The organism is Pseudomonas sp. S2_A05, from assembly GCF_054668485.1.
The window spans coordinates 4,646,171-4,673,030 of sequence record NZ_CP162775.1 but is presented as its reverse complement, the minus strand read 5'-3'; the positions used below and the strand labels follow the sequence as shown (position 1 = coordinate 4,673,030).

The 26,860-nt window shown below is 60.5% G+C and carries 20 protein-coding genes; 6 read left to right on the top strand and 14 right to left on the bottom strand.

Annotation, left to right across the window (positions count from 1 at the left end):
* Window positions 1–153: 153 nt before the first annotated feature.
* Both AB4O12_RS21325 and oadA read left to right on the top strand, forming a co-directional pair.
* On the top strand, window positions 154–1,569 hold the full coding sequence (locus tag AB4O12_RS21325) for an acetyl-CoA carboxylase biotin carboxylase subunit (RefSeq protein WP_024014853.1): 1,416 nt from the start codon (window positions 154–156) through the stop codon (window positions 1,567–1,569).
* 11 nt (window positions 1,570–1,580) lie between these two features.
* On the top strand, window positions 1,581–3,389 hold the full coding sequence (gene oadA / locus AB4O12_RS21320) for a sodium-extruding oxaloacetate decarboxylase subunit alpha (protein ID WP_252877141.1): 1,809 nt from the start codon (window positions 1,581–1,583) through the stop codon (window positions 3,387–3,389).
* A 211-nt stretch (window positions 3,390–3,600) separates the two neighbouring features.
* Here the strand turns inward: oadA and AB4O12_RS21315 are convergent, their stop codons facing one another.
* Window positions 3,601–5,790, bottom strand: a complete 2,190-nt coding sequence (locus tag AB4O12_RS21315; protein WP_460059694.1) for an autotransporter family protein — start codon at window positions 5,788–5,790, stop codon at window positions 3,601–3,603.
* Window positions 5,693–5,980, bottom strand: coding sequence for a hypothetical protein (locus AB4O12_RS21310; protein ID WP_252878200.1), 288 nt, complete (start codon window positions 5,978–5,980; stop codon window positions 5,693–5,695). Before AB4O12_RS21310 ends, AB4O12_RS21315 begins: the two co-directional genes overlap by 98 nt.
* Window positions 5,981–6,159: 179 nt before the next feature.
* Here AB4O12_RS21310 and AB4O12_RS21305 point away from each other — a divergent pair, with 179 nt between their 5' ends.
* Entirely contained in the window at window positions 6,160–7,509 is a 1,350-nt protein-coding gene (locus tag AB4O12_RS21305) for a HipA domain-containing protein (protein WP_460059693.1), read from the top strand.
* Entirely contained in the window at window positions 7,506–7,784 is a 279-nt protein-coding gene (locus AB4O12_RS21300) for a helix-turn-helix domain-containing protein (protein ID WP_041476582.1), read from the top strand. Before AB4O12_RS21305 ends, AB4O12_RS21300 begins: the two co-directional genes overlap by 4 nt.
* Before the next feature lie 7 nt (window positions 7,785–7,791).
* Here AB4O12_RS21300 and AB4O12_RS21295 read toward each other — a convergent pair whose 3' ends face one another.
* Window positions 7,792–8,628, bottom strand: coding sequence for an amino acid ABC transporter permease (locus AB4O12_RS21295; RefSeq protein WP_122698746.1), 837 nt, complete (start codon window positions 8,626–8,628; stop codon window positions 7,792–7,794).
* Window positions 8,625–9,443, bottom strand: a complete 819-nt coding sequence (locus AB4O12_RS21290; protein WP_095181205.1) for an ABC transporter substrate-binding protein — start codon at window positions 9,441–9,443, stop codon at window positions 8,625–8,627. The genes AB4O12_RS21295 and AB4O12_RS21290 overlap by 4 nt, the downstream gene beginning before the upstream one ends.
* A gap of 113 nt (window positions 9,444–9,556) precedes the next feature.
* On the opposite strand from AB4O12_RS21290, the gene AB4O12_RS21285 reads away from it, so the two are divergent.
* Window positions 9,557–10,459, top strand: coding sequence for a homocysteine S-methyltransferase family protein (locus AB4O12_RS21285; protein ID WP_460059692.1), 903 nt, complete (start codon window positions 9,557–9,559; stop codon window positions 10,457–10,459).
* Between the two features lie 122 nt (window positions 10,460–10,581).
* On the opposite strand, the gene AB4O12_RS21280 is transcribed toward AB4O12_RS21285, so the two are convergent.
* Genes AB4O12_RS21280 through AB4O12_RS21270 form a run of 3 tightly spaced genes read right to left on the bottom strand, consistent with a single transcriptional unit; the run spans window position 10,582 to window position 12,346 of the window.
* Window positions 10,582–11,253 (bottom strand): GNAT family N-acetyltransferase, encoded by a 672-nt coding sequence (locus AB4O12_RS21280; protein WP_460059691.1) that lies wholly within the window; start codon window positions 11,251–11,253, stop codon window positions 10,582–10,584.
* 12 nt (window positions 11,254–11,265) lie between these two features.
* The gene (locus tag AB4O12_RS21275; RefSeq protein WP_236167797.1) at window positions 11,266–11,712 is read right to left on the bottom strand and encodes a GNAT family N-acetyltransferase; all 447 of its coding nucleotides are present in this window, start codon (window positions 11,710–11,712) and stop codon (window positions 11,266–11,268) included.
* Between the two features lie 10 nt (window positions 11,713–11,722).
* Window positions 11,723–12,346, bottom strand: coding sequence for an FMN-binding negative transcriptional regulator (locus AB4O12_RS21270; protein WP_236167796.1), 624 nt, complete (start codon window positions 12,344–12,346; stop codon window positions 11,723–11,725).
* Between the two features lie 93 nt (window positions 12,347–12,439).
* Here AB4O12_RS21270 and pdxR point away from each other — a divergent pair, with 93 nt between their 5' ends.
* Entirely contained in the window at window positions 12,440–13,990 is a 1,551-nt protein-coding gene (gene pdxR, locus AB4O12_RS21265) for a MocR-like pyridoxine biosynthesis transcription factor PdxR (protein WP_460059690.1), read from the top strand.
* On the opposite strand, the gene AB4O12_RS21260 is transcribed toward pdxR, so the two are convergent.
* The 7 genes from AB4O12_RS21260 to aspA form a co-directional block, all read right to left on the bottom strand.
* On the bottom strand, window positions 13,947–18,551 hold the full coding sequence (locus AB4O12_RS21260; RefSeq protein ID WP_460059689.1) for a dermonecrotic toxin domain-containing protein: 4,605 nt from the start codon (window positions 18,549–18,551) through the stop codon (window positions 13,947–13,949). The two genes, pdxR and AB4O12_RS21260, sit on opposite strands and share 44 nt — an antisense overlap.
* A gap of 141 nt (window positions 18,552–18,692) precedes the next feature.
* A complete protein-coding gene (locus tag AB4O12_RS21255; protein ID WP_460059688.1) occupies window positions 18,693–19,787 on the bottom strand; it encodes a polyamine ABC transporter substrate-binding protein in 1,095 nt (364 codons plus the stop codon).
* Window positions 19,784–20,809, bottom strand: a complete 1,026-nt coding sequence (locus AB4O12_RS21250; RefSeq protein ID WP_460059687.1) for a histone deacetylase family protein — start codon at window positions 20,807–20,809, stop codon at window positions 19,784–19,786. The genes AB4O12_RS21255 and AB4O12_RS21250 overlap by 4 nt, the downstream gene beginning before the upstream one ends.
* 155 nt (window positions 20,810–20,964) lie before the next feature.
* Window positions 20,965–21,960 carry an AraC family transcriptional regulator gene (locus AB4O12_RS21245; RefSeq protein WP_460059686.1) on the bottom strand — a complete coding sequence of 332 codons (996 nt, stop codon included), beginning with the start codon at window positions 21,958–21,960 and terminating at the stop codon, window positions 20,965–20,967.
* Between the two features lie 245 nt (window positions 21,961–22,205).
* Complete coding sequence (locus AB4O12_RS21240) at window positions 22,206–23,210, bottom strand: asparaginase (protein WP_460059685.1); 1,005 nt, start codon at window positions 23,208–23,210, stop codon at window positions 22,206–22,208.
* A gap of 171 nt (window positions 23,211–23,381) precedes the next feature.
* Window positions 23,382–24,830: an alanine/glycine:cation symporter family protein gene (locus AB4O12_RS21235; RefSeq protein ID WP_016772471.1), complete on the bottom strand. Its 1,449-nt coding sequence runs from the start codon at window positions 24,828–24,830 to the stop codon at window positions 23,382–23,384.
* Window positions 24,831–25,313: 483 nt separating this feature from the next.
* Window positions 25,314–26,738: an aspartate ammonia-lyase gene (aspA, locus tag AB4O12_RS21230; RefSeq protein ID WP_016772472.1), complete on the bottom strand. Its 1,425-nt coding sequence runs from the start codon at window positions 26,736–26,738 to the stop codon at window positions 25,314–25,316.
* Window positions 26,739–26,860 lie beyond the last annotated feature (122 nt).

Here is a 26,860-nt window from a genome sequence, read left to right as displayed (position 1 = left end):
ATAAGTGTTTGCTTATGCCTGACCCAATTTTTATTCATTTTTGTTAATCCCTCAGCAGCGCTAGTGTGGACCTGCGACTGAATTGAAACATTTGGTCACGCGTCGACCTGGGTCTAGCAGGTCGTGGTGCCACCGGCTCAAGGGAACCTCCAAGTGATAAAAAAGATCCTGATCGCCAACCGTGGTGAGATTGCCGTACGCATCGTACGAGCCTGCGCCGAAATGGGCATTCGCTCGGTTGCGATTTTCTCCGACGCCGATCGCCATGCCTTGCATGTGAAGCGTGCGGACGAGGCCCACAGCGTGGGTGCCGAGCCACTGGCCGGCTATCTGAACCCGCGCAAGCTGGTGAACCTGGCGGTGGAAACCGGCTGCGATGCGCTGCACCCCGGCTACGGCTTCCTTTCGGAAAACGCCGAGCTGGCGGAAATCTGCGCCGAGCGCGGCATCAAATTCATCGGCCCGTCGGCGGAGGTCATCCGGCGCATGGGCGACAAGACCGAAGCGCGCCGCAGCATGATCAAGGCCGGCGTACCGGTAACGCCCGGTACCGAAGGCAACGTCTCCGGCATCGAAGAAGCCTTGGTCGAAGGCGACCGTATCGGTTATCCGGTAATGCTCAAGGCCACCTCCGGTGGTGGCGGGCGCGGTATCCGTCGCTGCAACAGCCGCGAAGAACTCGAACAGAACTTCCCCCGGGTCATCTCCGAAGCCACCAAGGCGTTCGGTTCGGCGGAAGTGTTCCTGGAAAAATGCATCGTCAATCCCAAGCACATTGAAGCGCAGATCCTTGGCGACAGCTTCGGCAATGTCGTGCACCTGTTCGAGCGTGACTGCTCGATCCAGCGCCGCAACCAGAAGCTGATCGAGATCGCGCCGAGCCCGCAGCTGACCCCGGAACAGCGCGCCTACATCGGCGACCTGTCGGTACGTGCAGCCAAGGCTGTGGGCTACGAGAACGCCGGCACCGTGGAGTTCCTGCTCGCCGAGGGCGAGGTGTACTTCATGGAAATGAACACGCGGGTGCAGGTGGAACACACCATCACCGAAGAAATCACCGGCATCGACATCGTCCGCGAACAGATTCGCATCGCTTCCGGCCTGCCGCTATCGGTGAAGCAGGAAGACATTCAGCACCGTGGCTTTGCATTGCAGTTCCGTATCAACGCCGAGGATCCGAAGAACAACTTCCTGCCGAGCTTCGGCAAAATTACCCGTTACTACGCCCCCGGCGGCCCGGGCGTGCGCACCGACACGGCGATCTACACCGGCTACACCATTCCGCCGTTCTACGACTCGATGTGCCTGAAACTGGTGGTCTGGGCGCTGACCTGGGAAGAGGCGATGGACCGTGGCCTGCGCGCCCTCGACGACATGCGTCTGCAGGGCGTGAAGACCACCGCCGCGTACTACCAGGAAATCCTGCGCAACCCGGAATTCCGTAGCGGCCAGTTCAACACCAGCTTCGTTGAAAGCCACCCGGAACTGACCAACTACTCGATCAAGCGCAAACCCGAAGAGCTGGCCCTGGCCATCGCCGCCGCCATCGCCGCCCACGCAGGCCTGTGAGGAATACAAGAATGAGCAAGAAAATCTTCGTAACAGACACCATCCTGCGCGACGCTCACCAATCGCTGCTCGCCACCCGCATGCGCACCGAAGACATGCTGCCGATCTGCGACAAGCTCGACAAGGTCGGCTACTGGTCGCTGGAATGCTGGGGCGGCGCGACGTTCGACGCCTGCGTGCGCTTTCTCAAGGAAGACCCGTGGGAGCGCCTGCGCCAACTGCGTGCGGCGCTGCCCAACACCCGCCTGCAAATGCTCCTGCGCGGGCAGAATCTGCTCGGCTATCGCCACTACAGCGATGACGTGGTCAAAGCCTTCGTCGCCAAGGCAGCGGTGAACGGCATCGACGTGTTCCGCATCTTCGATGCGATGAACGATGTGCGTAACCTGCGCGTTGCCATTGAAGCAGTGAAAGCTGCAGGCAAACATGCGCAAGGCACCATCGCCTACACCACCAGCCCGGTGCACACCATCGACGCTTTCGTCACCCAGGCCAAGCAAATGGAATCCATGGGCTGTGACTCGGTAGCGATCAAGGACATGGCCGGTCTGCTGACCCCGTATGCCACTGGTGAACTGGTGCGTGCTCTGAAAGCCGAGCAGTCGTTGCCGGTGTTCATCCACTCCCACGACACCGCCGGCCTGGCCGCCATGTGCCAGCTCAAGGCGATCGAAAACGGCGCCGATCACATCGACACCGCGATCTCCAGCTTCGCCTCGGGCACCAGCCACCCGGGCACCGAATCAATGGTTGCCGCGCTCAAGGGCACCGAGTACGACACCGGCCTGAATCTGGAGCTGCTCCAGGAAATCGGCCTGTACTTCTATGCCGTGCGCAAGAAGTACCACCAGTTCGAAAGCGAATTCACCGCCGTGGATACCCGTGTGCAGGTCAACCAGGTACCGGGCGGGATGATCTCCAACCTCGCCAACCAGTTGAAAGAGCAGGGCGCTCTGAATCGCATGGGCGAAGTGCTCGCAGAAATCCCGCGCGTACGTGAAGACCTCGGCTTCCCGCCGCTGGTGACCCCAACCTCGCAAATCGTCGGCACCCAGGCGTTCTTCAACGTACTGGCCGGCGAGCGCTACAAGACCATCACCAACGAAGTGAAGCTGTATCTGCAGGGCGGCTACGGCAAGGCACCGGGCGTGGTCAATGAAAAGCTGCGGCGTCAGGCGATCGGCAGCGAAGACGTCATCGACGTGCGCCCGGCCGATCTGCTCAAGCCGGAAATGACCAAGCTGCGTGCCGATATCGGAGCACTGGCCAAATCCGAAGAAGACGTACTGACCTTCGCCATGTTCCCGGACATCGGCCGCAAGTTCCTTGAAGAACGCGCCGCCGGCACTCTTACGCCGGAAGTGCTTTTGCCGATCCCGGAAGCGGGCGCCGTTGCCTCGGCGAGCGGCGAAGGCGTGCCGACCGAGTTCGTCATCGACGTCCACGGCGAGACTTACCGCGTCGACATCACCGGTGTCGGCGTCAAGGCCGAAGGCAAGCGCCACTTCTATCTGTCCATCGACGGCATGCCGGAAGAAGTGGTGTTCGAACCGCTCAACGAATTTGTCGGTGGTGGCAGCAGCAAACGCAAACAGGCCTCGGCACCAGGCCACGTGAGCACCACCATGCCGGGCAACATCGTTGATGTGCTGGTCAAGGAGGGCGATACCGTCAAGGCAGGCCAGGCGGTACTGATCACCGAAGCGATGAAGATGGAGACCGAAGTCCAGGCTGCCATCGGCGGCAAGGTCACGGCGATTCATGTGGCCAAGGGCGACCGGGTCAACCCGGGCGAAATCCTCATCGAGATCGAAGGCTGAGATAACAGTCGCGATCCAATGCTTTAAACCTCGGGGGGGCATGTGCTCCCCTTTTTTTTGCCTGTGATTTTCCGACCTGTCAGGTCATTGTCAGGGACCGCATGTGGGAGCGAGCCTGCTCGCGAATGCGCCAGGTCAGCCAATAGCATCTTTTGTATGATGCACCGCTTTCGCGAGCAGGCTCGCTCCCACAGGAGGCGTGCTTAATCCATCAGAACGCCATGCGCCATTGACCCGCCACGCCATACGTTCGGCTGTCGCTGCCCAGCTCACCCGTCAAGCCCACGCCCAGTGTGTGCGCCGCCGAAAGGCCAAGATCGAACCCCGCATCCAGCGACAGACTGTTCCGATCCAGTGCCGCGCCGTTCACTTCGAAGCGCTTGCCGCCCTTGCGCAGTTGCTGGCGGGTGTCACTGTTGATGTCACCGTAGGTATGTTTCCAGCCTGCGCTCAATCGCGGGGTCAAATGCATGCCGTTATCCAGCGTATTGACCTGCGCAACACGCAGACCGAAGGTGCTGCTGAAGTTGTCGCGGGTCTGGCCGTAGACTTTCAACGCCGCGTCGCCGCCCTTTTCGTTGTAGCTGTCGCGCTGATAGCGCTGATAGCCGAGGCTGGCGAAGGGTTCGAGGGTCACGTTGTTGCGGCCCAGGTTGAACCCGGCCTCGGCAAATGCTTGCTGAGTATTGGCGTCGTAATTGCCCTTGAGACGATCGCTGAAACCCTTGAACGCTACCCGCCGTGTGCTGCTGCCGTCATGGCTGGCGTAGGTCGCGCCGAGACGCAGCGACAGCGGGCCGTCCTGACGCACGGCATAGGCACCGAGGTGCCAGCTGTCGAGGTCGCCGTCGTACTGGCGGGCATCGAGTTTCGTCTGCGATTTGCCGCCAAGCAGGCCGACATGCCAGTGCTCGTCGAGTCGCCAGTCAGCGCCCACGACCAGTCCTTGCGTGGCATGTTGGAGGATGCCGTCAGCGTCGCGGTCAACCTTGCCGCCGTGGCCCAGCGCCTGAACCCACACCCGTCCGGAGTCTTCGTTGCCTGCGGCCTGACGCGGTGAACTGCGCGAGCCGTAGGTCGAGGCGGAATGATTGTCCAGCTGCCGCATCGCCGAAAGCATGCTCGCACTGACCGGCGTGATACTGCTCAGCGTGGCTTTGGCGAGGTTGGCATTGCTGCCTGCGGCAAGTTGATCGAGCGCGATGGGTGCGGTGGTTTTATCGCTGGTCAGCAGTGCGGCGACGGCGGTGTTAATGGGCTTTGCAGGCTCCGACGCGGGCTGTGCGGTGGTTTGTGCAGTTACGATTTCGTCGGGTATCGATGATTCCACCGATGCGGAGTCTTCAATCAAGGTCGCAACTGAGGTCAGGGCGGGGGCTGGAGTTGCGATCCCCGCTGTCATTGAAGCTGGAGCGGGCGTTGTCGCGATCGGTACAGCGGGAGAAGTCGGCTGCTCTGGCTCGATAATACTTCCTGCAAGTGCGCCTGCATTTTCTGTAGGAGCGAGGCTTTCAAGCGGTTCACCATTGCGAGCGTAAGTCAGCCCAACCGATTTCTTGTTGTATTGAGCCGTGGCCGTCATATACGCCAGATCGTTCTCGATCCGGCCAAACTCGCCTTTCACCTCACGGGCTTCGATGATTTTGTATTGGCTGCTCTGCGGATATTCTCCGGGAGCCGAAACAATCTTCAGGGTGGCACCTTCGAGTTGGGCGGTGCCATCGACCTTGATCGTCTGACCACCAGCGGGAGTGACCTCGTAAGCCAATTCGGCGCCAGGCGCCAAGTGCAAATTACCCTTCACTCGTGGTGCGCCAAGCGCTGCATTGACGGTGAGCAGCCCACCCACCTCAAGATTTCCCACCGTGCCTTTACCGGCGAAACTGCCGCCATTCTGGACATACACATCACCCTTGATGCTGCCGAGGTTGGTCAACGCTCCACCGCTGTCGACCAGAACACCTTCATGGAAATCGCCTTTGGAGCTCAATGTCCAGTCGCCTTGGGCGACGAATAACCCATTGAAGTTGCGCGTGTCGTTCAACGTGCCGCCATCCGCAGCATTCAGGAACAACACGTTATCGCCCTTGCCGCCATCCAGCCGGCCAGTGAAGCTTGCCCCGTCTGCAAGGGTGATCAAGTCGTTGACTTCAGTCCCTTTGAACACGGCTTCCGGTGTCGTAAAGGTAATCGGCACTGTGCTCGCGTCGTTGAGAAAACCCTGGAGCCGTTCCAAAGCCTGTTGCTTGGGGTTGGCTTCGGGCTGCTCCGTCGTTTCCATGCTTGGGGGCTGCTCGATTGCTTCAGTGGATTGCTCGGCGTTCGCCAGCGCTACGCAACCCATTGCCAATGAAATAGCCAGAGCCAGGTGTTTTGGTGCGAATAGGTGTTGAGTGGGCATCAGGTTCGATTTCCGTATCGAGAAAATCCAACTCTATTGCTGCCTGAAAAAAACCGATGTCGGCCGCTTCCCACATCCACGCAGGCGACATCGGATCGTTCTGTGGAAAATCCTCACTGGATTTCGCAAACAATTCTTTTGCGCGGCGCCACTTGTTCTTTTTCCTACAGCTTTCGCTTGAAGACGGCATTTTTATCAGCGTGAAGTTAAATGCTTGTCTGCATTATTTTGCATTTGGTAAGTCAGTAGCGAGCGCTAATGTGCATTTAGTTGCAGATTTGGGGCGTCTTTGGCTGCCAGAATGCACTATATTGCAATTGTCGAAGATTTCTCTTTCTTGAAACGCATTAAAATGCACACGGAATCAACATGTACAACCTGACACTCCAGATCTTCACCGCTGGGCAATGGCACGACGCGATGATTCTTGACTTCGATGATCCGGAAAAAGGCTTCGAAAGCCGCTGCAGTTTTGGCTATGAAGCGGACTATCTGGTGGAAAACATCGAGTTGATCGGGTCGCCTTTTTCCCAAGCCGTGAGTGCCCTGTATCCGCTGGATTGGGAAGGTCGGCGCGCGAAGACGCCGGCCTTTGTCCACGACATCGCACCGGCAGGCGCAGCCAAGCGGTTTCTACTCGCCCGCCTGGGTCAGGAAAGACCCGCCGAGATCAGCGCCGATCTCTTTCTGCTGGGTCGCAGTACACCGGCACCCATTGGCAACATGCGAATAAAGGAATCGGCGGAAGCAGTCGATGACAGGAAGCCGATCGGATTCAAGCGCGAGGAGGTCATTAGCCGCGACAACCGCTTTCTTGAATATGCCTACGAGCTGGGCGCGGCCATCGGTGGCGCGACGGGGGCAGGTGGGGAAGCTCCGAAGCTCTTACTGGCAGAGAACAGCGCCGGGCTTCTGTATCCCGATGCGGTATTGGACGATGAAGAAGTGCGACAGCACTGGTTCGTGAAATTCGCCAGAAACAGGGGCGGGCAGACCGACCAGGACATCCTGCGCAGCGAATTCCATTACTACAAAGCGCTGCAGACATTGGGCATCGCAACCGTCGCGGCACAAGGCCTGGCCTTGGAAGAGGCGACCAAACCGAGTTTGTGGATGCGGCGTTTTGATCGACAAGTGAAAGATGGGGCGGTGTCGCGTTTCGCCGTCGAATCGATTTATTCGCTGGCTGAAGTGACGACGCCAGGCAGCGCCATGAATCATCTGGAAGTGATCCGCATGCTCGCCGGGCTCTGGAGCAAAGCGGGTCAGGCCAGCCAGATTCCCGGCCTCGTCGCCGATTATCTGCGTCGCGACCTGATCAATAAAATCCTCGGAAACTCCGATAACCACGGTCGTAACACGGCGATCATCCGGCAAGAGAATGCTTTCCAACTCGCGCCGATCTATGACCTCGCCCCGATGGTCATGGATGACGAAGGCGTGACTCGTACGACCAAGTGGCCAAAAGAGTTGGAGCGGGCGGGAGATGTCGATTGGCGAGGTGTCTGCCGCGTATTGGCAGATAGCGCAGATCCGCACGAATCTTTGACGGGGCTGGATGCCTCGGCGCTGTTCGAAGGCCTGCGCGCGGATGCCCGCCGTCTGGCCGCACTGCCGGATATTCTTGCGGCCAGCGGTTTGCCCGCCAGAACCATGAATCACCCGAGCGTTCATCTGAAAAACCTCGAGCAACGTTTGAAAGAGTGGGACCTGCAATGAGTCTGACCGTCCTCGAGCGCACGGCGCTCATCGAAAGCATTCAGCAATCACTGGCCGAAGGCACTCTGGAAATCGGTGACGCCGTGCGCCGTTTACGGGTCGAAGTCACCGGTCTGCATCAGACCCAGTTCGCGAAGATGTGCAAGATTTCAGTGCGCACGCTGGTGCATATCGAACATGGCGAAGGCAATCAGACCCTGAAGTCGCTGAACGCGGTGTTCCGCCCCTTCGGCATGAAAATGGGCGTAGTGCGGATTCGCCGGGACACCATTTGAATGCACCTCAACTACGGCGCACATAAGCCTTGCCGTAATGCCGCTCCATCCGTGCCTGAATCAGCTCCAGCCCGATCGACATCAGCCAGTAGATGATCGCCGCCGTGGTGAGCATTTCGATGTAGCGATAGCTTGAGCGCCCGTAGGACTGAGCGAGAAACATGACTTCCCAGACACCCATCACCGAGATCAGCGACGAGTCCTTGAGCATCGAGATGAACTGGTTGGTAGTCGGCGGGATAATCGTGCGCATGGCCTGGGGCAGGGTGATGCGCCAGAAGATCACGCTTTCGCGCAGGCCCAGTGCCAGGGATGCTTCGCGTTGGCCGTGATCGACGCCGAGGATGCCGGCGCGGAAGATTTCGCTCAGGTAGGCGCCATAGTTCAGCGACAGGGCAATGATGCCGGCGACGATGGCGCCGGGGACGATGCCCAGTTGCGGCAGGCCGAGGTAGATCAGCAGGATCTGGATCAGCAATGGCGTGCCGCGAAAGAACGAGGTGTAGAAACTGGCGATGCCAAACGCCACGGCGCTGCTCGACAGGCGCGCCAGCGCGGTGATGAAACCGAGCAGCGACGAGGCGATGATCGAGCAGGCGCAGAGAAACAGCGTCAGCGCTGCGCCTTGCAGGAAGCCGTTTGGCGCCAGCTTCAGGCCAACGAGGTTGGGCAGTTTGTCGAGGATGATCGCGAACTTCAGGTCGAAGCTCAGGAAGAATCCGGCGAACAGGCAGAACAGCGCCGCCCACGTCAGGTACAGGCGCGTGCGGAAACCAAAGAGCTTTTGCAGGCGGGTTTCAGCCACCGGTTGCGGTGGCTGGGGCGGGGTCGGAAAGGAAGTCATTGGCTGATATCGGCGCCGATCCATTTCTGCGACAGCTTGCTCAGGGTGCCGTCCTGTTTCAGCTGGGCGAACACCTCGCGCACCTTGGCGTCCCATTGCGGGTCACCCTTTTCGATGGCCACCGAGTTCGGTTCCGAGTACAGCGGTTCGCCGGCCAATTTGAAGCGCTGATCCTGATTCAGGCGCGGCTGTGCGGTGACCAGATTGGTAAGGATTGCATCCAGGCGCACGCCGGCGCCCAGGCCCAGATCCTGGAAGGCGACGTTGTCGGTGTCGTACGGGGCGATCTGCACATCCTCGAACGGATACTGCAACTGCGTATCCTCGGCGCCTTCGATCACCAGATTTTTGTTCAGATAACTTTCGTAGCTGGAGGCGCTGGTCAGGCCGACCTTTTTGCCGCTCAGATCCTTGGCGCTGTGGATGCGATCGTCCTTGGCATTGACCACGATTACCGCTGGCGAGGCGTAGTACTCGACCGGGAAGTCGAACACTTCTGCGCGGGCCTTGCTCGGGGTCATCGAGCAGATGCAGATGTCGTAGCGCCCGCTCCAGCGACCGGCGGCGATCACGTCCCAGGACGGCGTTTCGAGACGCAGTTTGACGCCAAGCTTGTCCGCCACCGCTTTGGCAACGTCGACATCGAAACCGTCGAGTTGATTCTGCTCATTGAGAAATGAGAAGGGCGGATAGCTTTCCATGAGCACGCCGACCAGCTCTTTTTTCTGTTCGACACGGTCCAGCGTCGCGCCGCCGAAGGCTTGGGTGGAGGCCAGAATGGTCAGGCCCAGGGCCAATAGCGGTTGGAATTTCACAGTCGCTTCCTGTTGAAAAAAGAGGTTGTTATTAACCGAGTGGTGCGTATTAAATAGTTATAAGAACGACTCTGATAGTGAGTTATTTTCATAAGCATATGAGTGAAAAGCATATGGGCGCAGCAAGTACGGTCATTCTCGATGGCGGCATGGGCCGTGAACTGCAACGCGCCGGGGCGCCATTTCGCCAGCCCGAGTGGTCGGCACTGGCGCTGAGCGAAGCGCCGCAGGCGGTCGAGGCGGTGCATGCCGCTTACATCAACAGCGGCGCCGACGTGATCACCAGCAACAGTTACGCGGTGGTGCCATTTCACATTGGCGAGGCGCGCTTTGCGGCTGAAGGCCAGGCGCTTGCGGCACTGGCGGGGGAGTTGGCGCGGCGGGCGGTGCAGACATCCGGCAAGCCAGTGCGTGTTGCCGGTTCGTTGCCGCCGCTGTTTGGTTCGTACCGTCCGGATCTGTTCGAGGCTGGTCGCGTGACCGAACTGTTGACGCCTTTGGTTAACGGTCTGGCGCCACATGTGGACCTGTGGCTGGCAGAAACGCAAAGCTCGATCGTCGAGGCGCGGGCCATTCACGCCGGGCTGCCGAAGGATGGCAAACCGTTCTGGCTGTCATTCACGCTCAAGGATGAAGACACCGATGAAGTGCCGCGCCTGCGCTCTGGCGAGCCAGTGGCCGAAGCGGCTGCGGTGGCGGCTGAACTCTGCGTCGAAACCCTGCTGTTCAACTGCAGTCAGCCTGAAGTGATTGGCGCAGCAATCGACGCGGCGCGCGCAACCTTTGAGCGTCTCGGTGTGGATATCAACATCGGCGCGTATGCCAACGCGTTTCCTCCGCAACCGAAAGAAGCCACGGCCAACGACGGCCTCGACCCGTTGCGTGACGATCTCGATCCGCCGGGGTATCTGCACTGGGCGCTGGACTGGCAACAGCGCGGCGCCAGTCATCTGGGTGGCTGCTGCGGGATCGGGCCAGAGCACATTGCGGTGCTGGCGCAAGAACTGCGTCGTTAAGAAAGACCCCGCCAATTGTGGGAGCGAGCCTGCTCGCGAAAGCGGTCAGTCAGGCCACATTTGCAGTGACTGACACAGCGCCTTCGCGAGCAGGCTCGCTCCCACAGGGGTATCCGTGAAGTTCAGCTACGGCATTCGGCCAGACCTTTGAGTTGGCCAGCAGGCGTCTGGTTTTCATCGCTCAGCCAGCGCTCGAACCCTGCACCAATCGCCGGCCATTCCGCATCCAGAATCGAATACCACGCGGTATCGCGGTTCTGCCCCTTGACCACCATGTGCTGGCGAAACACGCCTTCGAAGCTGAAGCCCAGACGCTCGGCCGCGTATTTGGAGCGGGCGTTGCCGTTGTTGCATTTCCATTCCAGGCGCCGATAACCCAGCCCGAACGAGTACTTGGCCAGCAGATACACCGCCTCGGTGCTTTTCGGCGAGCGCTGCATTGGCGCACCGAAAGTGACGTGGCCGATTTCGATGCGGCCCTGCGCCGGGACGATCGACATCAGGCTGAGGATGCCTTGGACCTGACCAGTCGCACGGTCGATGATGCTGAAGAAATACGGGTCGCTGTTGGCTGCATGATTGTTCAGCCAGTCGTTGAACGCGCTGCGCTCGGGAAACGGACCGTAAGGCAAGTAATCCCAAAGCTTCGGATCGGCACCCGGCCCTTCGAGGGCGGCGTAAAGCTCATCGCCATGACGCGCCGGGTCGAGTTTTTCCAGACGAATGAAACGGCCCTCGAGCAGGGTGGCGGAGGGGGCGGGGACGCCTTTCCAGTCAGCGAGTGAAGCAGTCATGTGCGCGTCTCCTTAAAGGGCTTTACGAAACTGGATGAAGCCCGGACGTTCGGCAATGCGCTCGTAGAGCTGGATCGCCGTGGCGTTGGTTTCATGGGTCAGCCAGTGGACTTTGCAGCAACCATCGGCCTTGGCGGTAGCGTAGACATGCTCGATCAACAGCCGACCGACTCCCGTGCCACGGGCTTCCGGCACCACCAGCAGATCCTGCAAATAGCAGGAATTTTCGATGCTCCAGTTCGAGCGATGATAGATGTAATGCACCATGCCCAATGCTTTGCCATCGGCCCACGCGAGGGCGGCGTGGGTCGGTTCATTCGGGTCGAGAAAGCGCTGCCAGGTGCTCTGGGTGACGGCGTCCGGCAGTTCGGTGTTGTAGAAGCGCAAATAGGCTTGCCACAACGGCAGCCAGGCATCGTGGTCGTCGGCGCTGACCTGGCGAATGTCGATCTCAGTCATGGTGATTTCCTTAGCGCATCAAGCGGGCGAGGGTTTGATCGTTGGCGTCGGGGCTGGCGGCGAGGCCTTCGCGCACGCCGGCAATGTCTTCAGCGCTGCGGTTCTGGCTGAGCTTGCGTTTGCCTTCGAGGCGGTCGATGGGAATGGCAAACCCGACGATGGCCTTGAGCATGCCGTCGATGTATTCGGCTGGCGCATCGTCCACCGACCATGGCTGGGCGCGGCCCGCTTCGTGACGGTCAGTCAGGGTGCTGACGATGTCGAGCAAGCGGCCGCCATCGCTGAAGGTCTCGGCCTGACCGTAGGCGTGCACGGCGATGTAGTTCCAGGTCGGCACGACCTTGCCGTGCTCGGCCTTGCTCGGATAGAAGCCTGGGCTGACGTAGGCGTCTGGTCCGGCAAAGATCAGCATCGCCTCGGCGCCGTCCCGCAGGTCCTTCCACTGCGGATTGGCCTTGGCCAGATGGCCGTAGAGCGTGCCGTATTCGCCCTGTTCGCGATGCAGCAGCACCGGCACGTGGCTGGCTTGCAATCCGCTGTCACCGTGGCTGACCAGAATGGCCAGGCGCGTGGCGAGGATCAGTTCGTGCAGTTGGGACAAGTCTTCGATGGCAAAGGCGCGTGGCGTGTACATGGACAGATTTTCCTTGGCGAATGCCTGCATCCTAGGCAGGCTATTGGTCCGTTGTAAGAGCCATTGCCGAGCCATTTCATAGGTCCATTCGCCATGCCCGATCTGCCACCCTTGTCGATGCCCTTCAACCCGGCCGGTATCGAGCTTGATCGCCGCCAAGGCCTGAGTCGCCAGCTCTATCAGTCTTTGCGCCTGCGGGTGCTTGATGGACGTCTGGCCAGTGGCACGCGATTGCCGGCCAGCCGTGACCTGGCCTCGGCGCTGGGCATTTCCCGCAACAGCGTGGTGCGCGCTTACGATCAGTTGTATGCCGAGGGCTTTATCGAAGGGCGCGTGGGCGACGGTACTTACGTGGCGCAATTGGCTCAGGCATCCACGCCTGAGAAAAAACTATCCACAAATTCATCCACAGGCTTGTCAACAGGCTTACCCACAGCCTTATCCACAAATTGGCTGGATTTACCTGTGAATTCATCCAGCAAAGTTATCCACAGCGACGGATTTTCCCGCATTGAAAAGCATCATTTGCCACGACCACCGAGCGGTCCGCCGCGTGCTTTTCGGGTGGGTGTGCCTGCATTCGATCTGTTTCCGTTCGAGGTCTGGGCCAAGCTCAACGCGGCTTTCTGGCGTAAACCGGATCTGCAGCAGCTGTGTTACGGCGACCCGGCCGGTGATGCGCGGCTGCGCGGCATGATTGCTGCGTATTTGCGCAGCTCGCGCGGTATGCAGTGCACGGCTGAGCAAATTGTGATCACCAGTGGCGCACAGCAGGGCATCAGCCTTTGTGCACAGTTGCTGGTCGAGCCGGGGGACGGTGTGGCGATCGAGAATCCGGGCTATCGCGCCGCCGGGCATGCCTTCGCTGTGGCGGGGGCGAAATTGCATGGGGTGGCGGTAGATAGTGACGGCATCGATTGCAGCGCCATGGCCCGGCTCAGCGATTGTCGGGTGGCTTATGTCACGCCGTCTCATCAGTACCCGACCGGAGTGGTGATGAGTCTGGCCCGGCGTCTGGAATTGCTCGCCTGGGCCGAGCGGGTCGGCGGCTGGATCGTCGAAGACGATTACGACGGCGAGTACCGCTACACCGGCGCACCGCTGGCGCCGTTGGCCGCACTTGATCGTCAGGGGCGTGTGCTCTACGTCGGCACCTTCGGCAAGGTCGCTTTTCCGGCGTTGCGCCTTGGTTATCTGGTGCTGCCGCCAGCGCTGGTCGACGCGTTTGCGCAACGCCGCGCCGTCGATGTGCGGCACTCGGAGGTCAGCACCCAAGCGGTGATGGCCGAATTCATGGCTGCCGGGCATTTCCAGCGGCATATCCGTCGCATGCGCCGGGCTGCGCTGAGCCGGCGCAACTGCCTGCTCGAAGGCTGGCCGATGATCGCCGGTGTCGGTCAGTTGCCCGCCGTGTCGGCCGGGCTGCACCTGACCGTCGCCGTGGACAGCATCGCGCGCGAGCAGCAATTGATCGCTCAGGCCGCTGATGTCGATGTCGAAATCAACGGCCTGAGCAGCTACTGGTTACCCGACTCGACTACGCCCATGGATCAGCGCGCCGGCCTGGTGCTGGGTTTTGCCGCCGTACCAGAGCCTGCGATCAAAGCGGCGCTGTCGCGTCTGCGGCAGGCTTGGAGAGATTGAAGAACAGCGTTTCGGCGCTGCGAGTGGAAATTTCGCTGCGATGGATTTCTATCAGCCTCTGATTATCCACACCCGTTATTTCGGCGACGCCCCCCATGCGGTGCTGAGCGAGCGTTTTCATATGTCCACGCACAAATGCAGCAACGGGCGCGTCGACGCTGCTGTAATGGAAATGCGCATAGCAGAGGACCTTGTCGGTATGCGCATCACGAATCTGATACTCGTCGAGAAAATCGTTCTGATGGCGCCTCAGACGCCGTCGGGTCAGGGTTTTCGAGATGCTCACTTCGCCCTTGTCCTTGAGCCACTCGACCCCGGCAGCTGTTGGCAGTTGTTGCTTGACCAGGCGGATTCGCGTGCTGGTGCCTTTTTGCTCCAGTGTCGTAGCCGCAGCGTCGAGCTTGTGGTTGAGCTCTTCGGACGGTTCATGCAGAGCAGCGGTGAGGTTACTCGCCGTTAACGCTTCATCGATCGCCGCACAGGCTTTGCGCAATAGGGTGGCGTGGTTGTGGTATTCCTCTTCGACCTCCACGGGGATGCGCGAGCCGCGTTTGAGACGCGCCTCGATGCGCCGATGAAACGCCGCCAGCCCGTCGATCAATGCCTGCCCTTCGCTGATGCTCTTGTTGAGGTTGGGCCGGGCTTTAGGCAACGGTGCAGGCCGTGCATTCTGCTCGACCCAGATACCTGGCGATTCCTCCTTGAATGTCGCGATCACTCTCGTCAGCGCCGTACCGACTTCGACCAGATCGGTGTTCTTGCCGTCGAGGCTTTTTTTCCGCTGGCCGACCAGGGTGCCCTTGTTGCGTGTCTTGATGATCTGCCGATTCGAAGCTGACGTTGCGGGTCTCGACGGACCGGCTTGCGGCACCAGTAAGTGCCGGTAGCGCAACAGGTCGGCGAGTCGGTTGTCGGCGCTATCCTTGAATGCGGCCACGCGCGCCTGCAATTGCCTGAGTCGTTCCGTGTGTATGTGTTCGGAATATTCACTCGCCAGGTCATCGAAACGCTTGTCCACGGAAGCGAACTGTTCGCTCACCTGACTCAGGGCGTCGATGCGTATGCGCAGATCACTGAGGCTTTCATCGGCGCTCAGGTCCCGGGAACTCTGAACGTTCAGCGCAGCATCTTCGAACAGACTGGCCAGCGCTTGTTGCGCCTCGACATGAGCGGTGGAATCGCCGGGCTTGATGCAGGTGTACTGGCCGAGACTGATCTGCAGAGTCTTCAGATCATCCAGCGGGTAGGGCGCCAGGCTGATGTTGTATTTCTGCTTTATCTCCAGGCCATCAGGTCCCAGCCTGGTAAGTTCATCCAGGCAGGCTTCAGCCGACTCCATTTTCTCGATAATGGTTTGAGTGGCATCGTTCAACTGTTCGAACGCAGAGGTGACCGCCTGCGATTCGCCGCGCAGTTCGTCGTCCAGTATCGCCTGCACCCTCAGTACGCGTTGCTGGTAATCCGAAGCGTTATTACTGAGCCACTCCTGCCCCAGAAACAACTGCATGTCCAACCGCTCCGGCATGACCGTGCGGTAGTTAGGAATCGATTGCTTGCAGTTGAGTGTCTTGATCAGCTGAATGTTCGCGGCATATTCGTTGTGCTGTGAATCGAGCGTGGCGAGGTACTGCGCAAGCGCTTGTTCGCGTGCCTGCGCAGGGGCATCGCGCAGGCTGTTGCGTTCGGTATCGAGAAGGCTGCCTTTGCTCTCCATCGTCAAATCGAACGCGGTGATCTGCTCGGACAATACGGCCACCTCTTGGTTTTTTTTGCCTTGCGCCACCTTGCGACCGTCCTCCAGCCCGCCTCCGCGCAGGCGCAAACGCAGATCTATCACCCATTGGCCATTGGCGGTATAGGCAAGCCTGGGCCCGGCTGGTCGGGTGGGCTGACGCGTATCGACGATGTGCACATCGCCATGCACGTTGCGCGCGACTTCGAACCAGCGCTCACCGACCCGGGCGTACCATTTGTCTGCCTGGGCGTAGAGGTCTCGGTACGCGCCTTCCCGGGTGGCTGCGCCAAGGGCTTTGGGCTTGCCGACCTCGAACCCGTCCAATAGCGTGGCGAGTGCCGTCGGGGATCGTTTCAGCGCCGTGATGCTGTCGATCGATGTGCCATGGAATTGGGTTAACTGCGGGCCGGTGATATCGGGCTGGCGCAGCGCTTTGACGATTCTGGCGGCAGGTCTGGTCGTCGCTGGGTCCTCTTCGAGCTCCGTGGCCACGGGTGTCGATGGCGCATCGCCCACCGCCGCACGGTGGGCGAGCACCATGCCCAGCGCCAGGAGAATATCGGCGATGGCCGTCCAGGCGATCTTCCCCGATTGCTCGTTGGCGCCGTCGGTGATTTCCTGCAGATCATCCATGATCTGCCAGATCCACGCCGCTGTGCCTACGCTGCGGCCCAGGAACGGCAGCGCGGCATTGAGCATCACCCAGCCGCCCTGTTTCAGCGAGGCCCAGCGTGCTTCGGCATCGGAGACCGACTGCCGGTCGGCTTGAGTGACAAGCGCCTTGACGTTGCGTTCGTGCAGGGTTGCGAGGACATCGCTGGCGATCACCTGAGTGCCCAGCGCAACCGCGCCTGACATATCCAGCGCAGTGGTCGGATTGATCATCAGTTGCGGGATCGTCCACACCGACGGCAGCCTGGCGGTAAAGACGAACTGGCTGTAATTGAAGCGCACATCGTCCGGCAACCAGGCCAGTACCGAGTCACGCAAATGTCGCGAATGCTGGATCGCAAAAAGCAGATTCGCGGGCCCCGGATATTGCAGCAGAGTCTTGTCGAACAGCGGTCGATACAGCACGCACGGCCCTTTGTCGGCATCGCGCGGGCCTATGACATACATGTTGTCGACAGTGTCTGCGGTGGAGCGGCTGCGATGAGCGACGAAGGCCAAAGGGCGAATGACGATTTCCTCGCCATCGACGTAGCGTTCCGCGCCAGTCGTGGCGAATGCGGCGACCACGTATCGATAACCCGATTCATCGAGGCCGGCTCTACCCCGGATCTTGTGCTGCAACGCCAGCAATGGCAGCTCAATGCGCAACTGACTGGTGTAGAGCCCTTGCAACAGCGGCGCTTGCACGGGGTCGTCTAGCAGCATGGCCTTGAGATGCGCCGGGTAGGTCTTGCCGATGTCGACCGTGCTGACCAGTTTTTCCAGAAAAGTCGCGCTCATCCACTCGGGTACCGGGCTGCCATCCTTGTACCGCACAGTCTTGTTGCCCAAGGGCAGGCCTGCGAGGTTTTGCAGGGCAAGCTCGGTCAGCGTCCATGTCTGAGCCTGAGTATTTCCCGGCAATACAAACGTGCCCCAGACCACGAGACTGGTGATGGTGATTTCGATGTTGTCGATGTTCACGTCTTTGGCGCCGGGCTGCTCCTTGAGAATCTGTTTGATCAGCGCTGCACGAGTGAACGCCTGCAGGCTGGTGATTTCGCTTTGAAAGGATTTGCCGTTGTTCTCGTGCTGCAGCGTTGTCAGATCCAGCAGGTGCCGGCTGTAACGCGTCTGATCCATGGGCAGTGCGTCGTTCAGCCAGTCCGGAAGCATCGGCTGCAAACGCTCGAAGTGCGCTTCGAGGCGCGGTGTCGGTTGAGCCGGTTTGCCGGCCGTGCCGGTATGCGGATAGACGCGTTTACCAGGGGAATCCTGAAAAAAACTGATTTCGCCCAAGGCATCCGCTTCCATGGAAATCAGCGTGCACGCCTGCTGGTCGAAGAAATTGCCCTGGGGTTCGACCAGCCGCCACTTGAGATCTTCGCCCGAGGCGCTTGCGCCATATATCCGCAGCAGAGCCTCGCCGAGCTCCTCCAGTGAATCGAAACGCTGAAAGCCCTGGGTGACCGCGTGGGTGAGAATCAACTTGCGGTCTGCGATTGTGCCGATCACTACTGCGGCATCGACCAGGGTCAAGTGCGATGACTTGTCGGAGCTACCGCGATCGAGGTCAATCAGATATGCCTTTGCCGAGTACGGGGCGGGGGCCAGGCGTTGTTGCGGGTCGGGCTGTTTGAAAATCGCCCGGGCCATGGCGATCTCGTCAGCGTCCCAGCCGACGCTGGCATCGACGTTCCACAGGTTGCGCAGTGCCTCGGACAACTGCTGCCAGCGCGGTTGCCCGGGGTAGGTGAACTCGTCCCAGTATTCGACGTGCTGCTCCTTGTAGGCGATGAACAGCAGTGGCGCCAGTTCGTTGAGCAACAGGCCGATGGCATCGATCTTTACCGGCAGATGCGCGGGTGCGGGCATGCCGGGTTGCAGGGTCAGATAATGCTCGCCATCAAGGTACGTCACCGTGGTGCCGGACAGGCCGAGCCGCACCAAGGCGTTGGTCAGCGATCCAGCCTGATACCCATCGGGTACGACTCGACCATCCACAATAGCCCAGGTGGGTTGCACGACCATCGCCAGACGCGGGTCTATGTCGAGATTCGGATACAGCGTCTTGAGGGCATCGCGCAGCGTTTTTGAAGCGACTTCCTGCAGTGAGGGGCCAGTAACCAGCTGAGTCACGATATCGACGGCACTGGCTTTGGGAATGGCGGTCATGGTGGTTTCCTGCTCTGTCGGGACGCCGCAAGGGCGGCGGAGCAGGGCAAGTTAAAAGGCGCAACAGCGACCCGTGCGGTAGATAAAGCTGCCAGGCAAAAAAAGACCCGCCGAGGCGGGTCTTGAGCAAACGAGCCGGTTTCAGGTCCCGGACTTGATTTTCGTCCACGCTCGCGTGCGTGCGCGTTCGGCATCCCGAGGCAGCGGCTGCAAGGTGTAGAGCGTGCTCATTGCCGCGTCGGTCGGGTACAGGTTCGGGTTGTTGCGAATGGCTGGATCGACCAAGCCGGTGGCGTCCTCGTTCGGGTTCGGATAGCCGACAAAATCGCTGACCGGGGCAATCACCGCCGGTTGCAGCAGATAGTTGATGAAGGTGTAGGCGTCCTCGGTGTTCTTCGCGCCCTTGGGAATGGCGAGCATGTCGAACCAGATCGGCGCGCCTTCTTTGGGCAAGCGCATTTCCACCACCACGCCGTTTTTCGCTTCCTTGGCGCGGTTGGCCGCTTGCGAGAAGCTGCCGGAATAACCGACGGCCACGCAGATGTCGCCGTTGGCGATGTCGGCCATGTACTTGGACGAATGGAAGTAGGTCACGTAAGGACGAATCTTCATCAGCAGCGCTTCGGCCTTGGCGTAATCCGCCGGCTTCTTGCTGTTGGGGTCCAGGCCCAGGTGTTGCAGAGCCAGCGGCAGAATCTCCGACGGCGAGTCGAGCAGGGCGACGCCGCACTGCTTGAGCTTGCTGATGTTCTCTTCCTTGAAGATCAGGTCCCAACTGTCTACCGGCGCGTTATCGCCCAGGGCTGCTTTGATCTTGGCGGGGTTGAAGCCGATCAGAATGGTGCCGTACATGTACGGCACGGCAAATTTGTTTCCAGGATCATTGGCTTCGATCAGCTTCATCAGCTTCGGATCGAGATGATTCCAGTTCGGCAACTTGCTGCGATCAAGCGGCTGGAACACTCCGGCCTCGATCTGCTTGGCGAGGAACACGTTGGACGGCACCACCACGTCATAGCCGGAGTTGCCGGTGAGCAGCTTGGCCTCGAGCGCTTCGTTGGTGTCGAAGATGTCGTAGATCAGTTTGGTCTGGCTGTTCTGTGCCTTGAAGTCGTCCAGCGCCTTGGGCGTGATGTAGTCGAACCAGTTATAGACGCGCAGCGTGCGTTCTTCGGCGTGGGCGCCAGCGCTTAGCAGGGCCGCGCACAGCGCCGAGGCGATCAGTCGCTTTTTCATTGTTCAAAACCTTCCAGCACGTTCACTGCGTTGATGCCGATCTCCTCCACCGCGTAGCCACCTTCCATGACGAACAGGGTCGGCTTGCCGAGGGCGGCGATGCGCTTGCCCATGGCCAGGTAATCCGGGCTGTCGAGTTTGAACTGCGAGATCGGATCGTCCTTGAACGTATCGACGCCGAGGGAGACGACAACGATGTCCGCTCCGTAGCGATCAATCTCGTCGCAGGCCTGATCCAGCGCTGCACTCCAGACATCCCAGCCGGAACCGGCCGGCAGCGGATAGTTGAAATTGAACCCTTCACCGGCGCCTTCGCCACGCTCGTCGCCATAGCCGAGGAAGAACGGAAACTCCGCTTCCGGGTGCCCGTGGATCGAAGTGAACAGGACGTCGCTGCGTTCATAGAAAATCGACTGAGTGCCGTTGCCGTGGTGGTAGTCGACGTCAAGGATCGCGACTTTCTTGTGGCCCTGATCGAGAAAGGCCTGAGCGGCGATGGCGGCGTTGTTGAGGTAGCAATAACCGCCCATCAAGTCGCTGGCGGCGTGATGTCCCGGCGGACGGCACAGGGCGAAGGCCGCGCGTGCGCCACGCTGGATTTCTGCCTGCGCGGTAAGCGCCACTTGCGCCGCGCTATAGGCCGCTTGCCAGGTGCCGGCGGTAATCGGCGCGCCGCCGTCGAAGCTGTAATAACCGAGCTGGCCGTGCAGGCTGGTCGGTTTGATCGCACGCAAGGTCCGCGCCGGCCAGGTGTAGGGCAGCAGGTCGCCGTCGGTGTTGAACTCGGTCCAGCGTTGCCATGCACCTTTGAAAAATTCCAGATAGTCGCGGCTGTGAATGCGCGCGATCGGCTCCAGGCCGAAATCCTTCGGCGCTTCGACCGCACCGAGGTTTTGCTTCTGCACGCGTTGCAGCACATGGTCGGCACGCGACGGCATTTCGAAGCACGGCTTGAGCTGGCCATCGATGAGTTCGCAGCGGCCATGGTGCAAGTGGTGATCGTCTGAGTAGATCGTCAGCATTTGTTGTTCTCCGCAAGGCTGATTCGGTGGCTTTCAGTGTTGCGGCGCAGTTTGAATCGGAGAACGTCGGGAGCGGCCAAAAGGGGATCGATATGGCCAAAACCTCTGACCGCAATTCGCCCCTTGTTCATGCAGGCTCATGCCTGAAGTAGACATCAATGCGGTCTGAACTGACTCGGCGCCACGCCACTCCAGCGCACAAATGCATGACGGAAACTCGCGGTCTCGCTGAAGCCCAGCGTCTCGGCGATCCGATAGATTGGTAACTGGTCCTCACACAGCATCTGCTTGGCCCGTTCGAAGCGCAGTTCATCGAGCAGTTCCTGATAGCTGCTGCCCATGTCTTTCAAATGCCGGCGCAGGGTGCGCGGTGAGCACTTCATTTGCTGCGCGAGCCCCTCGAGCCCCGGCGCGGCATTCAATTGTGCGCTGAGCAACTGACGAATCCGCCCCAGCCAGGCCTGACGTCCGGTGAACTCAAGATTCTGCTTGCGGCAACGTTCGGCCATGGCCTGATGAGTGATCGCGTCGGCCAGCGGCAGCGGCTGATCGAGCCAATGGCGGTCGAAGGCGAAGGCGTTGACTTTGGCCGAGAAGTGCAGTGGCGAGTTAAAGGGTTCGGCATAGCTGTCGCGGTAGTCCGGCGCTGCATGTTCGAAGCGCGTGGCGCGCAGCGGCAGGGAATGGCCGAGCAAGTCGTCGCAGATGACTTTCAGTGACACCAGACAGAATTCGGCGTTGAACACCGCCATCGCCGCGCTTTCACGGTAATCAGCAGCGACGAACCAGACCTGCTCGCCATCGTCTTCCAGGCTCAGTTCGAACAACGTGCCCAACAGCGCCGGATAACGGATAGCCAGACGCAAAGCGTCACCGAAGGTGGCACAGGTCAGCAGGGCGTAACCGAGCATGCCGTAACAGGACACGTGCATGCGTCGACCCAACTCAAGGCCAATGTCACGTTTGAGCGCGACCGCGTTGGTGCAGACCTGCATCTCTTGATGGGTGGTGATGCGCGTATCGGCACGCTGCAGATCCGCTGCCACGATGCCGCTGCCGGCCAGTAACGCCTCGCTCGACAGGCCTTCGGCCTTGAACGTGTTGAGGATCAGCGAGACCGCGTTGAGGGTGGTGAGGTGGGAGTGGAGCATGGGATCTTCCAGCCTGGAGATGGCTGGGACGCAGCAAGTTGCATGCCGCAGGCCCTCACCCCAGCCCACTCCCAGAGGGAGAGGGGGCCGAACGGGGGATATTGCAGAAATACACCGACGTGAGACACCGCCGCCGAATCCATAATCGACACTGTTTATAAGGTCGGTGTATAGCGCAAGACACTACGGTCAGTTCCCTCTCCCTCTGGGAGAGGGTTAGGGTGAGGGGCAATCCAGCGCCGAGCTCAGTTCAACTCACCACACAAATCCAGTTCGATCAATCGGCGCACTTCAGCCGTTTCCAGCCCGGCCCCCAGCAAGCCATGCAACTTGCCGAACGCCGCCTCGCGGGTCATGCCGCCACCGGACAACACGCCCACCCCACGCAAGCGGCTGCCAGCCTCGTAGACATCCAGCTCTACCCCGCCTTCATGGCATTGCGTCACTGCCACCACCACCACGCCGTTATCCCGTGCACGGCCAAGGCTGGCGAGGAACTCGGGGTTATCGCTCGGCCCGGTCCCGCTGCCGTAGCATTCCAGCACCAGACCTTGAATGCCGCTGTCGAGCAGGCCGTCGAGGACTTCGGCACTGATGCCGGGAAACAGCGGCAACACCGCGACTTTCGCCAGTTGCTTCGGCTGGTTGTAGTTCAGCGCGCCTGGAATCGAAGGCGCCTTCACACCACCGTCCTGACGCTCCAGGCGTTTGAACGGATGGCGGCCGAAGCTGCGCACTTTCGCGCAGCGGGTCGGTGCCAGCAGTTCGCCGTGGAAGTACAGGTGCACGCCTGGCGCCAGGCCCTGGCCGAGGGCGACCAGCGCGCCGCCGAGGTTTTCCCAGGCATCACTGTCGGTCACGCCCGCCGGCAGCATCGAACCGGTGAAACACACGCGGGCATGCAGGCCGAGCAACTGAAAACTCATCGCCGCCGCGCTGTAGGCCAGGGTGTCGGTGCCGTGCAGAATCAGCACGCTGTCGCAGCCTTGCACGTCCACGGCATTGACCACCGCTTCGCGCAGTTGCTGCCAGTAGGCCGGGGTCATGTTGGCGCTGTCGATCAGCGGCGACATTTCCCGAAATTGCCACTGCGGCACTACCAGCTCAGGCTGACTGTGCAGGTAGTCGCGCATCCGCGCTTCGAAACCGGACGCCGGGGCCAGACCGTTGGCGCTGGCCTGCATGCCGATGGTGCCACCGGTGTAGAGCACCATGACGTGTTGAGCGGCGGGATAGGTCGACGAGCTCATAGGATTCTCCGAAACGATGAGGGCCCTGTGGGAGCGAGCCTGCTCGCGAAAGCAGTGTGTCATTCAACAATGATGTTGGCTGAAAGTCCGCCATCGCGAGCAGGCTCACTCCTACAAGTTATTGCATCACAATAACTGACGGGCGCAGGGGATGCGCCCGTCATTCACCTGTCAGCGTTGCGCTGCAGGTACGCCTTGCGGCGCAGTTTCAGTCTGGCCCGCCGCTGCTGGCGGGTTCACCGGCCAGGCGTTGCGATCCAGATCCAGATCGGCGAATTTGCTCGAATCAAACACTGGCTGTTTGACGCCGGCGCGACGCTGCTCGTCGTAGTCGCGCATCACCCGCAGGCCGACCTTGAACAGCATGGCCAGGGCCACGAGGTTGACGAAGGCCAGACAGGTCATGGTGATGTCGGCGAAGGCGAACACCGTCGTCAGGTCCTGCATCGAACCCCATACCACCAGCGCCAGCACAAGGCCGCGGAACAGCATCAGCAGGGCGCGGTTGCGGCTGAGGAACTGCAAGCTGTTCTCGCCCAGGTAGTAGTTGTAGAGGATGCAGGTGAAGACGAACAGCGACAGCGCGACGCTGACGAACATGCGACCCCAGTCACCGACCACCGCAGCCAGCGAGTTCTGGGTCAGGACGATACCGTCACCTTCGAAACCCGGGGTGTAGAAGCCCGACAGCAGGATCAGCAGCGCGGTGCAGGTGCAGATCACGAAGGTGTCGAGGAATACGCTGAAAGCCTGGACCACGCCCTGCGCGCCCGGGTGCTTGACGGCGGCCACGGCCGCGACGTTCGGCGCACTGCCCAGGCCCGCTTCGTTGGCGAACACGCCACGCTTCACGCCCATGACAATGGCGCTGCCGAGCAGGCCGGCAAAGGCCGGGTCGAGGCCGAAGGCGCTCTTGAAGATGGTTTCCAGCATGGCCGGCACGTGTTCGATCTGGGTGCCGATCACGTACAGGGTCACGCCGATGTAGGCCAGGGTCTTGATCGGTACCAGCAGGTCGGACACCGAAGCGATGCGCTTGATCCCGCCGATAAAGGTGATGGCCAGCAGCACCGCCAGGACGATACCGGTGTGTTGCGGGTTGAAGTCAAAGGCGTTCTGCAGCGAGTGGGTCACGGTGTAGGACTGCAGGCCGATGAAGGCGAAGCCGTAGGTGACCAGCAGCAGAACGGAGAACACTATCGCCATGCCTTTGAGCTTGAGCCCGTGCTGGATGTAGTAGGCCGGACCGCCACGGTACAGGCCGTCGCCATCCGCGCGCTTGTAGACCTGGGCCAGGGTGCACTCGAAGAAGCTGCTGGACATGCCGACCAGTGCGGTCACCCACATCCAGAACACCGCACCCGGACCACCGAGAGTCACGGCGATGCCGACACCGGCGATGTTGCCTGCACCGACGCGGCCGGCGAGGCTGAGCATCAAGGCCTGGAACGAGCTGAGTTGCCCGGCGCTGCCTTTGAGGCTGTCGCGGAACACCGCGAACATGTGGAAGAAATGACGCAGTTGAACGAAACGCGAGCGAATCGTGAAGTAACTACCGAGCCCGACAATGAGCACGATCAGTACTTTCCCTGAGAGGAAGTCGTTGATGACTTCGAGCATGGATTTATCCTCGCTGTTTTTTGTGGGTGCAAATGCTGGATCGGAGAAACATCGTGTTACACCGGTCTGCGCACGGCACGACGGGTGAGGCGAAGGTTTCGTCCCGGATCCATATCGCGGGTTTTGTTATTAGTTCGGGTTTCGCATGGGTTATGGCCTCGTTACCAACGACCGCTCACGCGAAGAGGGGCGGCACTATACCGATCAGTGGCGCGCCCGTCTGCACGGTAGTGGTGCAAGCGACGAAACGAGGTTGCTGCAAATCAAAAGATCGCAGCCTTCGGCAGCTCCTACAGGTGCACGTCAATCCTGTAGGAGCTGCCGAAGGCTGCGATCTTGGCGGTATCGAATACACAAAGCATCTAACGTCCTGCCCGCAAAGAAGTTAAAAAAAGGGCTCGGGGACAAAATCCCCAAGCCCTCAAAAGGTGAGAGGTGTCTAGTCCCTCGACCTGGTGAGCGGTGCTACAAGTTCGCGTCGGCTCAGGCTTTGAGCGGAACCAGACGCGGGGCAATCATGTTTTCCGGGCGCAGGATGTCGGCGAGCATAGCTTCGTCGAGCAGACCTTCTTCGCGCACCAGTTCCAGCACGCCGCGGCCGCTTTCGAGAGCGATACGGGCGATGCGGGTGGCGTTTTTGTAGCCGATGTACGGGTTCAGTGCGGTGACCAGACCGATCGAGTGCTCGACCAGTTCACGGCAGCGCGCTTCGTTGGCGGTGATGCCGACGATGCAGTGCTCGCGCAGCATGTCCATGGCACGTTGCAGCAGGCGGATCGAGTCGAGGATCTTGAAAGCGATCAGCGGCTCCATCACGTTCAGTTGCAGCTGGCCGCCCTCGGCTGCCATGGTCAGCGCCAGATCGTTACCGATGACCTGGAACGCGACCTGGTTCACGGCTTCCGGGATCACCGGGTTGACCTTGCCGGGCATGATCGAGCTGCCCGGCTGACGCGCCGGCAGGTTGATTTCATTGATGCCGGTGCGTGGGCCGCTGGACAGCAGGCGCAGGTCGTTGCAGATCTTCGACAGCTTGACCGCGGTGCGCTTGAGCATGCCGGAGAACAGCACGAACGCGCCCATGTCGGAGGTCGCTTCGATCAGGTCGGCGGCCGGTACCAGCGGTTGCCCGCTGATCAAAGCCAGACGCTGTACCGCCAGTGCCTGATAACGCGGGTCGGCGTTGATGCCGGTGCCGATCGCGGTGCCGCCCAGGTTGACTTCGGTCAGTAGCTCCGGGGCCAGCGTCTTCAGACGCGCGAGGTCTTCGCCCATGGTGGTGGCGAACGCGCGGAATTCCTGGCCGAGGGTCATCGGCACGGCGTCTTGCAGCTGGGTACGGCCCATTTTCAGGACGTGGTCGAACTCTTTGCCCTTGGCCGCGAAGGCCTGAATCAGGCTGTCGAGACTGGCCAGCAGCGCGTCGTGACCCAGCAGCAGACCCAGGCGGATCGCCGTCGGGTAGGCGTCGTTGGTCGACTGCGCCATGTTCACGTCGTCGTTCGGGTGCAGGTACTGGTACTCGCCTTTCTCGTGGCCCATCGCTTCCAGAGCAATGTTGGCGATCACTTCGTTGGCGTTCATGTTGGTGGAGGTGCCGGCGCCACCTTGAATCATGTCGACCACGAACTCTTCGTGGTAATCGCCGCGGATCAATCGCGCACAGGCTTCGCTGATGGCAGCGTGCTTGGCTTCGCTCAGGTGACCCAGCTCGCGGTTGGCGTCAGCGGCGGCCTGTTTGACCATCGCCAGGCCCACAACCAGTTTCGGGTAATGCGAAATCGGAACGCCCGAGAGGCGGAAGTTATTCACCGCTCGCAGGGTCTGGATGCCGTAATACGCATGGGCCGGTACTTCGAGGGCGCCAAGCAGGTCGGTTTCTGTGCGGAAAGATGCAGCGGAGGACATGATAGAAATCATCTCGATAAGGACCCGGTCTGTGCCGGAACGCTGCGAATGCTAGGCTTGTGGGGATTTTTGGGCCAATGCTGTTCAGCACTGCCCTATGCACATTCGGCATAATGCCCGTG